Origin of the sequence: Pseudonocardia xishanensis, from assembly GCF_039541715.1 — a bacterium.
Classification (GTDB): domain Bacteria; phylum Actinomycetota; class Actinomycetes; order Mycobacteriales; family Pseudonocardiaceae; genus Pseudonocardia; species Pseudonocardia xishanensis.
Map to the genome: position 1 here is coordinate 196,051 of NZ_BAABGT010000025.1, position 11,043 is coordinate 207,093.

The window sequence follows — 11,043 nt, forward strand, 5'->3', positions numbered from 1 at the left end:
GGGGCCCGCCCGCCCGCGCCGTCCGACCGCGTCGGGGATCACCCACACGGGTCGAGACGGCCCCGGACGGCTCCGGGGACCCATACTGCGCGTGTGCTCCCCGACTTCGCCGCGGTGCGGACCGAGTTCGCGCTGCCCACCGCCTTCCCGTCCGAGGTGCTGACCGAGGCCGAGCGCGCCGCCGCCGGGCCGACGGGCGAGCGGGTGGACGCCACCGACGTCCCGCTGGTCACCGTCGACCCGCCCGGCTCGATGGACCTCGACCAGGCCGTCGGCATCACCCGGACCGCCCGCGGGTTCACCGTGCACTACGCGATCGCCGACCTCGGCGCCGTCGTCACGCCCGGGGGTGCGCTGGACGCGGAGGTCCGCCGCCGCGGCCAGACCGTCTACCTGCCGGACGGCTCCGTCCCGCTGCACCCGCCGGTGCTCTCCGAGAACGCCGCCAGCCTGCTGCCGGACGGCCCGCGTCCGGCCGTCCTCTGGCGCATCGAGCTCGACGACGCGGGGGAGACCGTCTCGGTCGACGTCCGGCGGGCGCTGGTCCGCTCCCTGGCCCGGCTGGACTACGCGGGCGTCCAGGCCGACTTCGACGCGGGCCGCCCCCATCCCGCCCTGGCCCCGCTCGCCGAGCTCGGCCCGCTCCGCCGCGAGCTGGCCGTGACCCGCGGGGCCGTGGAGCTGGAGCTGCCCGAACAGGAGGTCGTGCCGGACGGCGCGGGCGGCTGGACCGTCCGGGTCCGGCGGCGGACCGCGGTCGAGGACTGGAACGCCGAGATCTCGCTGCTCACCGGCATGTCCGCGGCCAGGATCATGCTCGACGCCGGCGTCGGCCTGCTCCGCACGCTCCCCGCGCCCGACCCGGACGCGATCGCCGAGCTGCGCCGCACCGCGGTCGCGCTGGGGATCGACTGGCCCGCGGGCGCCACGCCCGCGCAGGTCCTCGCCGGCCTGAAGCACGCGGACCAGGCGCCACGCACCCTCGCCGTCCGGCGCGCCGCCACGACATTGCTACGCGGTGCCTCCTACCAGGCCTTCGGCGTCGGGGTCGGCGCGCCCGCGGACGCGGGGCACGGCGGGATCGGTGCGCCGTACGCGCACGTCACCGCCCCGCTGCGGCGGCTGGTGGACCGGTTCGGCAGCGAGGTCTGCCTCGCCGTGGCGGCGGGCCGGGAGATCCCGGCCTGGCTCGCCGAGGCCCTGCCCTCCCTGCCCGACGTCATGAACGCCTCGGACCGCACCGCCAACGCCGTCTCGCGGGCGTGTACGGACCGGACCGAGGCCGCCGTCCTGGCCGACCGGGTGGGGGAGGGGTTCCCGGCGATCGTGCTGCGCGCGGACCCGGGCGAGGTGTTCGTGCCCGAGCCGCCGGTCATGGCCCGGTGCAGCGGGGAGCTGCGGGCGGCGGACACCCCGGTGGTCCAGCTGGTGGAGGCCGATCCGGCGACGGGGACAGTCAGGTTCGCCTTACCTGATCCGGGCGTCGCGTCAAGCCCGATCGGGTGTCCCGATCGACACGCTCCGCAGGCACCCCGACACGGCTAGTGTCCTCCGGCGGCACGCAGGACGGCGGAGGGTCTCAGGGTGACGCGGGTGCGCTACGGCATCGAGCACGAGGTGTCCTTCCGGCACGCGGACGGCCCGTTCGCCGACTTCACGAACACCTCGTTCGCGCTGCTCCAGGGCATCGTCGACGCGCTGCCCGACACCCCGGTCCCCGGCCTGCGGATCGGTGACCAGGGGATCAAGCGCACGCGCTGGTACGTCGAGGGGTTCGAGCGCTTCGACGAGTCCGGCGCGCTCCTGCGCTGCGACCCGAAGGGGATCGAGGTGCGCACCCTGATCCACGACTCGGTGGAGGCCGCGGTGGCGGCGCTCGGCGCGGACGTCGCCGAGCTCGACCGGGTGGCCCGTGCGCACGGGCTCGAGCCGTGGGTGACCGGGTTCAACCCGGTGCGGTCGCGCTATCCGATCGACCCGCCGCTCAACGCCTGGGAGCGCGCGCACCGGACCGGGTCGCCGGAGGAGCGGACCGCGCACCTGCACATGGTCACCCACGGCCCGGACCTCAACCTCTCCGTCGCGGGGCTCGAGGGCGCCGCCCTGGTCGACGCGGGGGCGAAGCTCACCTTCTACTCGCCCTGGATCGTGCCGTTCTCGTTCTCCTCACCGTTCCGGGACGGCGGGGTGTGGGGCGGGCTGTCGGCCCGCACCGCGCTGCGCACCGGGGTGCGCCCCGCGGCGATGGTCTTCCTGGAACCCGGCTCGCCGCACGCCGTGGCGACCGATCCCTCGCTCACCCAGCCCGCGCGGCTCCCGGCGGAGATCGGCCGGATCGAGTTCAAGGCCTGTGACGCCTGCCCCGACCCCGTGCTCTACGGCGAGCTGCTGAGCCTGCTCACCGGCCTGGTGCTCGACGACACCCTCCCCGGCCGCGCGCTCGTCCCCGACGCGGCGGCCCACCGCCACGTCGCCGACGCCGGGCTCGCGGACCCGGACACCCACGCGCGCGCCGGCGCGGTGCTCACCGCGGCCGCGGCCGCACTCGCCGACCGCCCCGCCGACCTCGCTCGGCTGACCTCGCTGCGCGAGCGGTGGGAGCGGCGGGAGTGCCCGGCGGTCGCGATGGTGGCCGGGGGCGCAGCAGCACTCTGACGGCGGTTCGAGAACCTTCGAGAGGCGCCGGATCACCCGGGCCGAGCTGAGCCGCACCGGACTCGTGGCGGCGGGCGTCGGTCTCGGGCGCGAGGGTGTCGGACTCGCGGGAGCGAGGGGTGGTCGGTCCCGCGAGTCCGATCGGCTCAGTGGTAGGTGTGGGCCTCGTCCGGGTAGGTGCCTCCGCGGACGTCCGCGGCGTAGGCCTTGGCCGCGCCCAGCAGCACGCTGCCCACGTCCGCGTACTGCTTCACGAACTTCGGGACCCGGCCCCGGTTCATGCCCGCCATGTCGGACCAGACGAGGACCTGGGCGTCGCACTCGGGGCCCGCGCCGATGCCGATGGTCGGGATGGTGAGCTCCGCGGTGACCCGCTTCGCGACCTCACCCGGCACCATCTCCAGCACCACCGCGAAGGCGCCCGCCTCCTGCAGGGCGAGGGCGTCCTCCACCAGCTTCTGCTCGCCGGAGGACCCGCGGCCCTGGATCCGGAAGCCGCCGAGCGCGTGCTCGGCCTGCGGGGTGAAGCCGAGGTGCGCCATGACCGGGATGCCGGATCCGGACAGCGCCTCGACGTGCGGGGCGAACCGCGCCCCGCCCTCGAGCTTCACCGCGTGGGCGCCCGCCTCCTTGAAGAACCGGATCCCGGTCTCCACGGCCTGGCCGACGGACACGTGGTAGCTGCCGAAGGGCAGGTCGGCCACCACCAGCGCGTGCGGCGCGCCCTGCACCACCGCCCGGGTCAGCGGCACGAGCTGGTCGACGGTCACCGGGATGGTGTTGTCGTAGCCGTAGACGTTGTTGCCCGCGGAGTCGCCGACCAGGAGGACGGGGATGCCGGCCTCGTCGAAGATCTCCGCCGAGTAGACGTCGTAGGCGGTGAGCATCGGCCAACGCTCGCCGCGCTGCTTCATCTCGGCGAGGTGGTGGATGCGGGTGCGCTTGCGCGGGGCGGCCGACCGGTACGGCGCCTCGATCTCCTGCGCAGCGGACACTGAGTGCTCAGACATCGCTGTCCGTCCTCCCTCGAAGCCTGCGTCGCAGGTCCCCGGGTCGTCTGGGTGTGCAGGGCAAGCCTGACACCCCGGAGCCCGCGAAAGCACGAGCCGGCGACGGACCTCACATCGTCGAGCGACCGGGACGGACGGCGCGCCGTCGCACTGTCATGCTGACGCCGTGTCCCCGCGCCGTCGCTCCCCGTCCACGGCCGTCCGGAACCTGGTCGCCCTGCTCGCCGTCCTCGGCGTGCTGGCGGGCTGTTCCGCGGCGACCACCACCGCGCCCCCACCGCAGGCCCCGACGGCGGACCCCCTGGCGCGGTTCGCGACCCAGGCGCTCGCCTGGGGGAGCTGTCAGGGCTACGCCGCGAGCCCGGACGTCGCGCAGGCCTACACCGATCCCGCGCTGCAGTGCGCGAAGCTCACCGTCCCGCTCGACTACGCGAAGCCCGACGGCGAGACCGCCGAGATCGCCGTGCTGCGCGCGCGGGCGACGGGGGCGCGGATCGGGTCGATGGTGGTCAACCCCGGCGGACCCGGCGTCAGCGGCACGTCGCTGGTGCCGTCGCTGGTCAAGTCCGCGCCGAACCTGCTCCAGCGCTTCGACCTCGTCGGCTTCGACCCGCGCGGGGTCGGCGTGAGCACCCCGACGATCGACTGTCTCTCCGACGCCGAGCAGGACACCTACCGCGCCACCGTCTACGCCGATCCCTCGCCCGCGGGTGTCGCGGCGCTGGAGGCGCACAACAAGGAGTACGCGGACCGCTGCACCTCCCGCATGGGTGCGGACGTCCTCGCCACCCTGGGCACCCGGGACGTCGTCAAGGACCTCGACCTGCTGCGGGCCGCCCTCGGTGACGAGAAGCTCACCTACTACGGCTACTCCTACGGCACCTCGATCGGCACCGCCTACGCCGAGGCCTTCCCCCAGCGCGTCCGCGCCATGGTCCTCGACGGCGCGGTCGACCCCACCCAGGACACGATCCAGTCGAACGTGGACCAGAGCGCGGGCTTCCAGCAGGCCTTCGACGCCTACACCGCCTGGTGCGCCACGCAGCCGAACTGTCCGCTCGGGACCGACCCCGCGCGCTCGACGCAGGTCTGGCAGACCCTGGCCCGGCCCCTGATCGACACCCCGGCCCGCACCGGTGACCCCACCCGTCGGCTGTCCTTCGGAGACGCGATCACCGGCGTGCAGCAGGCCATGTACGTGCGCCAGCTCTGGCCCGTCCTGAGCATCGCGATCTCCCAGCTCGCCTCCGGGGACGGCTCCCTGCTGCTCACCCTCGCCGACCTGTACTACAAGCGCGCGAACGGCGCCTACGACAACTCGCTGGAGGCCTTCCAGGCCATCTCCTGCATGGACAACGTCCGGATCACCGATCCCGCGCAGGTCACGGCCCTGGCGCAGGGGGTCGAGCAGGCCGCGCCCTTCACCACGACCGGGCGCGGACCCGTCGCGGCGAAGGACCCGTGCGCCTTCTGGCCGGTCCCGCCGACCACCGAGCCCCACCGGCCCGACGTCCCGGGGCTGGCCCCCACCGTCGTCGTGTCCGTCACGGGGGACCCGGCCACGCCGTACCAGGCGGGCGTCGACCTCGCCGCGGACCTGGGCGCCTCGCTGATCAAGGTCGAGGGCAACCAGCACACCGCGGGCCTGCAGGGGAACGCCTGCATCGACACCGCCCTCACGGCCTATCTGGTGGACGGAACCCTGCCCGCGGCGGGCACGGAGTGCACGCTCGCCTCGTGAATCCCCCGAAAGTGGTGTGCCGTCGAACGCTCTGAGCAGCCAGGAAACATTCGTGTAACACGACGTTCCTAGCCTTCAGCCCATGGACCGCCAGCAGGAATTCGTGCTGCGCACGCTCGAGGAACGAGACATCCGCTTCGTGCGGCTCTGGTTCACCGACGTGCTCGGCTATCTCAAGTCGGTGGCGGTTGCCCCCGCCGAGCTCGAAGGGGCCTTCGCGGAGGGCATCGGGTTCGACGGGTCCGCCATCGAGGGCTTCGCCCGGGTGTACGAGTCGGACATGGTCGCCCGGCCCGACCCGTCGACGTTCCAGGTGCTGCCCTGGGAGTCCGGGGGCGAGCACTACTCGGCCCGGATGTTCTGCGACATCGCGATGCCGGACGGCTCGCCGTCGTGGGCCGACCCGCGGCACGTGCTGCGCCGCGCCCTGTCCAAGGCCGGCGAGGCAGGCTTCACCTGCTACGTCCACCCCGAGATCGAGTTCTACCTCCTCCGCGGCCTCCCGGCGGACGGCACCCCGCCCGTCCCCGCGGACTCCGGCGGCTACTTCGACCAGGCCAGCCACGACGTCGCGCCGCACTTCCGGCGCAACGCCATCGAGACCCTCGAGTCCATGGGCATCTCGGTGGAGTTCAGCCACCACGAGGGCGGCCCCGGCCAGCAGGAGATCGACCTGCGCTACGCCGACGCCCTCACCATGGCGGACAACATCATGACCTTCCGGTACGTGGTGAAGGAGGTGGCGCTGACCCAGGGCGTGCGGGCGAGCTTCATGCCCAAGCCGTTCACCGACCACCCCGGCTCGGCGATGCACACCCACTTCTCGCTGTTCGAGGGCGACCGCAACGCCTTCCACGACCCGGACGACCCCTACGAGCTGTCCGAGACCGGCAAGGCCTTCGTGGCCGGGGTGCTGCGGCACGCGCGCGAGATGAGCGCCGTGACCAACCAGTGGGTCAACTCCTACAAGCGGCTGATCACCGGCGGCGAGGCGCCCACCGCGGTCAGCTGGGGGCACGCGAACCGCTCCGCGCTGGTCCGGGTGCCGATGTACTCGCCGGGCAAGTCGTCGACCCGCCGGGTGGAGATCCGCACACTGGACTCGGCCTGCAACCCCTACCTGGCCTTCGCCGTGATCCTCGGCGCCGGCCTGCAGGGCGTGCAGAAGGGCTACGAGCTGCCCGCCGCCACCGAGGACGACGTCTGGTCGCTCACGGACACCGAGCGCCGCGCGCTGGGCTACGAGCCGCTGCCGCAGAACCTCACCGAGGCGCTGGGCGCGATGGAGCACTCGGAGCTGGTCGCCGAGATCCTCGGCGAGCACGTCTTCGACTTCTTCCTGCGCAACAAGCGGGCGGAGTGGGACGCCTACCGCAAGAACGTCACCCCGTACGAGCTGGCGACGTACCTGCCGGTCCTCTAGGACCGGCGCACGCGCTCGGACAGGAAGTCGATGCCGGCTCGGAGGGCGGCCACGCCGTCCTTCGTCCCGGTGTCCAGGGCCCGGACGTCGGTGTGGGTCGTCGCCCGCGCCGACTCCCGGACGGCCGCGCGCAGCTCCGCGGCGATCTCGCAGAGCTGGTCGGTCCATCCCGTGGCCTCGGGCAGGGCGGCCTCGACGCGCGCGGCGTCCGGCTCGTCCTGCAGGGTGCGGAGGTGGGCGTCCAGCTCGGTGGCGAGCCTGCGGAGCTCCCGGTGCTGGTCCTCGACGGTCGCCGACACCAGTACCGACGGTGCCGCGGCCAGCTGGCGGTCGGTCGCGGTGACGGACTCGGCGAGCCGCCGCCGCAGGTCGACGGCCTCCCGGCGGGGCCCGTCGAGGCGCAGGGCGGCCAGCTCGGTGCGGGCGCGCTCGATCCGGTGCTGCTGCGACCCGGCGAAGGTGCGCGCCCGCGTCCACATCCGGCGCAGCACCAGGCCGGTCACCAGGACCGCGACGAGCAGCACCCCGCCCACGACCGCCAGGGCGACGGGGTTCATCAGCGGCGCCTCGAGGATCTCGTCCACGCCGCCAGGATACGGACCTTCCGGACAGGAGCCGCATGAGTGACGAGCTGAACCTCACCCCCTGGACGGGACCGTGGGCGGCGGACGACCCCGACGCCGTGTTCAAGGCCGAGGTCGCCGACTACAACCGCCTCGACCCGCTGCACACCCTGCGCGGGCTGTCCGAGCACACCGGGATCCCCGTCGGCGGACTGGCCCGCTACGTCCTGGCCCGGTTCGCGACGACGGGCTCGGGCGGGCTCCTGGAGCTCGGGCCCGCGATGGTCGAGCGGCTGCGCGCGCCGGTGCGCCGGGCCGAGGAGGCGGGCACCGACGAGGCCCGGCTCGCCGCCTACCGCGAGCTGGCCGGGATGCTGTCCTGGCTCGCGGTCCCGCTCGACCAGCCGGACGTCTATCCGGGATAACGCTGTGACGTAACACGGGGGCTCCGTGCGCGACACGAGGTCGTCATGGGGCAGGATGGCTCGACGTGGCGGATCGCACCCGGACCTCCCTGGCCCGCCTCGGGCTGACCGAGGCGTGGGCCGAGGACACCCTGCGCGAGCTCGGCTGGTGGGCGGGCGACCGGCCCGTCGCGGGCGCCGAGGAGATCATGTGGGCGCTCGCCCGGTCCCCGGACCCCGATCTCGCGCTGCGTCAGGTCGAGCGTTTCGCCCAGGCGGCGACCGACTGGAAGCGGGTGGACGGCGAGCTGCGCACCGACGTCGGGCTGCGCGGGCGGCTGTTCGCCCTGCTGGGCAGCTCCACCGCGCTGGGCGACCACCTGATCACCCACCCGGACCGCTGGCCCCTGCTGGCCGACGGGCCGGACCGCCGTGACCCGCCGCCGGATCTCGCCCGGCGCCGGGCGAACCTGCTACGGGCCGTCGGGGCGGACCCGGACGCCGACCGGCCGCGGGCGCAGGTCACCGGCGCCGCCGCCGTCATCGCGCTGCGCACGGCGTACCGGGACGAGCTGGTGGGCCTCGCGGGCGCGGACCTCGCCGCCGTGGGGGAGCAGTCCCTGCCGGTCATGGAGGTGGACGAGGTCGCGGCCCAGCTCGCCGACCTCGCCGCCGCCGCGATCGGCGCCGCGCTGGCCGTCTCCACCGAGGAGATCGACCCGCCCGCGGACACCCGGCTCGCGGTGATCGCGATGGGCAAGTGCGGCGGGCGCGAGCTGAACTACGTCTCGGACGTCGACGTCATCTTCGTGGGCGAGGGCGACATCGCGGCGGCCACGAAGCTGGCGAGCCGGGTCATGCGCATCGCGGGGGAGGCGTGCTTCGAGGTGGACGCCAACCTGCGCCCCGAGGGACGCCAGGGGGCGCTGGTCCGCACGCTGGACGGGCACGTGACCTACTACAGGCGCTGGGCCAAGACCTGGGAGTTCCAGGCGCTGCTCAAGGCCCGCCCGATCGCCGGGGACGCGGCGCTCGGGCAGGCGTACGCCGAGGCCGTCGCGCCGATGGTCTGGACCGCCGCCGGACGGGACGACTTCGTCGCGGACGTCCAGGCCATGCGCCGCCGGGTCGAGGAGCACGTCCGCCCGGACCACGCCGAGCGCGAGCTCAAGCTCGGCCGCGGGGGGCTGCGGGACGTCGAGTTCGCCGTCCAGCTGCTGCAGCTGGTGCACGGCCGCACGGACGAGACCCTGCGCTCGCCGTCCACGCTGGAGGCCCTCGCCGCCCTGGCCGACGGCGGTTACGTCGGCCGGGACGACGGCGCCAACCTGGCCGCCTCCTACCGCTTCCTGCGGCTGCTCGAGCACCGGCTGCAGCTGCAGCGGATGCGCCGCACCCATCTGCTCCCCGCACAGACCGACACCGACGCGCTGCGGTGGCTGGCCCGGGCCGCGCGGCTGCGCCCGGACGGGCGCCACGACGTCGTCGGCGTGCTGATGAACGAGTGGCAGCGCAACGCCCGCCGCGTCCGCAGGCTGCACGAGAAGCTCTTCTACCGCCCGCTGCTGCAGGCGGTCTCGCGGCTGTCGGTCGCGGACAGCCGGCTGTCGGAGAAGGCCGCGGCGGCCCGGCTCAAGGCGCTCGGCTGGGCGTCGCCGGAGGGGGCGCTGGGGCACCTGCGCGCGCTGACCGGCGGGGTGACGCGGGCGGCGTCGATCCAGCAGACGCTGCTACCGGTGCTGCTCGACGGGCTGGCCGTCACCCCCGATCCGGACCGCGGGCTGCTGGCCTACCGACAGGTCTCCGAGGCGCTCGCCACGACCCCCTGGTACCTGCGGCTGCTGCGGGACGAGGGCCAGGTCGCCGAGCGGCTGATGTACCTGCTGGGCACGTCCGCGCTGGTCCCGGACCTGCTGGTGCGCGCTCCGGAGATCCTCCGGGTGCTCGCCACGCCGTCGCCGGGGCAGCCGGACGAGCTCACCCGCGATCCGGCGACCGTCGGCCAGTGGCTGCTCGCGGCGGTGTCGCGCCAGCCCGACCTGACCTCGGCGGTGGCCAGCGCCCGGTCGATGCGGCGGCACGAGATGCTCCGCGTCGCGTGCGCGGACCTGCTCGGCAAGCTGAGCGTCGTCGAGGTCTGCGAGGCCCTGTCGGTCGTGTGGATCGCGGTGCTGCGGGCGACCCTCGCGGCCACGACCAAGGACGTGGCGGGGACGGGCCCGGTGCCGGCCCGGATCGCCGTGATCGGGATGGGCAGGCTCGGCGGGGCCGAGCTCGGCTACTCCTCGGACGCGGACGTCATGTTCGTCTGCGCGCCGGCGTCCCCCGAGGTCACGGACGCGGCGGCGGTCAAGTTCGCGACGTCGGTGGTCGAGGGCGTCCGACGCAGGCTGGGCGACCCGAGCCCGGACCCGGCCCTGATCGTCGACGCGGACCTGCGCCCCGAGGGCCGCTCCGGTCCGCTGGTGCGCACGCTGAAGTCCTACCGCGACTACTACACCCGCTGGTCGGAGCCGTGGGAGGCGCAGGCGCTGCTGCGCGCCAAGCCGGTGGCCGGGGACGTGGAGCTGGGGCGGGAGTTCGTCGAGCTCATCGACCCGATCCGGTACCCGGGGGAGGGGCTGCCCGCCGAGGCGGTCACGGAGATCCGCCGGATCAAGTCGCGGGTGGACGCCGAACGGCTCCCGCGCGGCGCGGACCGCACGACCCACACCAAGCTCGGGCACGGCGGGCTGGCGGACGTGGAGTGGACCGTCCAGCTCCTACAGCTGCAGCACGCCGGGGACAACCCGGAGCTGCGGACGACGTCCACCCTGGACGGTCTGCGGGAGGCGGCGGAGGCGGGCCTGCTCACCGCGGACGACGCCGCCGAGCTGCGCGCGGGCTGGGAGCTCGCCACCCGTGCCCGGAACGCGATCATGCTGGTCAAGGGCAAGCCCGGCGACCAGCTCCCGCGCTCGGGCCGCGAGCTCGCCGCGGTCGCGGCCGCCCTGGGCTACCCCGCCGACGGCGACCCCGGCCGGTTCCTGGACGATTACTGCCGCACCACCCGCCGCGCGCGAGCGGTCGTCGAACGCGTCTTCTACGGCTGGGACATCTGACCTGTCCCGTCCCGGGTTTGATGGAGGTGGTTGGCCCCGGATTCGGTGGAGTCGGGTAGCTGGAATCCTGGTCACGTGACCCCTGAGGGGGGTTCGTGGGCAGGCGTGGGTATCCGCCGGAGTTCCGGCGCGAGGTGCTCGATCTC

8 protein-coding genes are annotated in these 11,043 nt (G+C 74.2%); 6 read left to right on the forward strand and 2 right to left on the reverse strand.

Going from position 1 to position 11,043, the window contains the following annotated elements; genetic code table 11:
• Positions 1–93: 93 nt before the first annotated feature.
• Positions 94–1,545 (forward strand): RNB domain-containing ribonuclease, encoded by a 1,452-nt coding sequence (locus ABD993_RS09375; RefSeq protein ID WP_345414759.1) that lies wholly within the window; start codon positions 94–96, stop codon positions 1,543–1,545.
• 39 nt (positions 1,546–1,584) lie between these two features.
• Positions 1,585–2,655 (forward strand): glutamate-cysteine ligase family protein, encoded by a 1,071-nt coding sequence (locus tag ABD993_RS09380; protein WP_345414761.1) that lies wholly within the window; start codon positions 1,585–1,587, stop codon positions 2,653–2,655.
• Positions 2,656–2,801: 146 nt separating this feature from the next.
• Here ABD993_RS09380 and panB read toward each other — a convergent pair whose 3' ends face one another.
• Positions 2,802–3,665 carry a 3-methyl-2-oxobutanoate hydroxymethyltransferase gene (gene panB / locus ABD993_RS09385; RefSeq protein ID WP_345414763.1) on the reverse strand — a complete coding sequence of 288 codons (864 nt, stop codon included), beginning with the start codon at positions 3,663–3,665 and terminating at the stop codon, positions 2,802–2,804.
• Between the two features lie 166 nt (positions 3,666–3,831).
• Here panB and ABD993_RS09390 point away from each other — a divergent pair, with 166 nt between their 5' ends.
• Both ABD993_RS09390 and ABD993_RS09395 read left to right on the forward strand, forming a co-directional pair.
• Positions 3,832–5,406, forward strand: a complete 1,575-nt coding sequence (locus ABD993_RS09390) for an alpha/beta hydrolase (protein WP_345414764.1) — start codon at positions 3,832–3,834, stop codon at positions 5,404–5,406.
• 82 nt (positions 5,407–5,488) lie between these two features.
• Positions 5,489–6,829: a glutamine synthetase family protein gene (locus ABD993_RS09395; protein ID WP_345414766.1), complete on the forward strand. Its 1,341-nt coding sequence runs from the start codon at positions 5,489–5,491 to the stop codon at positions 6,827–6,829.
• Here ABD993_RS09395 and ABD993_RS09400 read toward each other — a convergent pair.
• Positions 6,826–7,413, reverse strand: a complete 588-nt coding sequence (locus ABD993_RS09400) for a hypothetical protein (protein WP_345414768.1) — start codon at positions 7,411–7,413, stop codon at positions 6,826–6,828. The genes ABD993_RS09395 and ABD993_RS09400 overlap by 4 nt on opposite strands.
• 35 nt (positions 7,414–7,448) lie before the next feature.
• Between ABD993_RS09400 and ABD993_RS09405 the strand changes: the two genes are divergently transcribed.
• Both ABD993_RS09405 and ABD993_RS09410 read left to right on the forward strand, forming a co-directional pair.
• A complete protein-coding gene (locus ABD993_RS09405) occupies positions 7,449–7,817 on the forward strand; it encodes a DUF6027 family protein (RefSeq protein ID WP_345414769.1) in 369 nt (122 codons plus the stop codon).
• 65 nt (positions 7,818–7,882) lie between these two features.
• Positions 7,883–10,897: a bifunctional [glutamine synthetase] adenylyltransferase/[glutamine synthetase]-adenylyl-L-tyrosine phosphorylase gene (locus ABD993_RS09410; protein WP_345414770.1), complete on the forward strand. Its 3,015-nt coding sequence runs from the start codon at positions 7,883–7,885 to the stop codon at positions 10,895–10,897.
• Positions 10,898–11,043 lie beyond the last annotated feature (146 nt).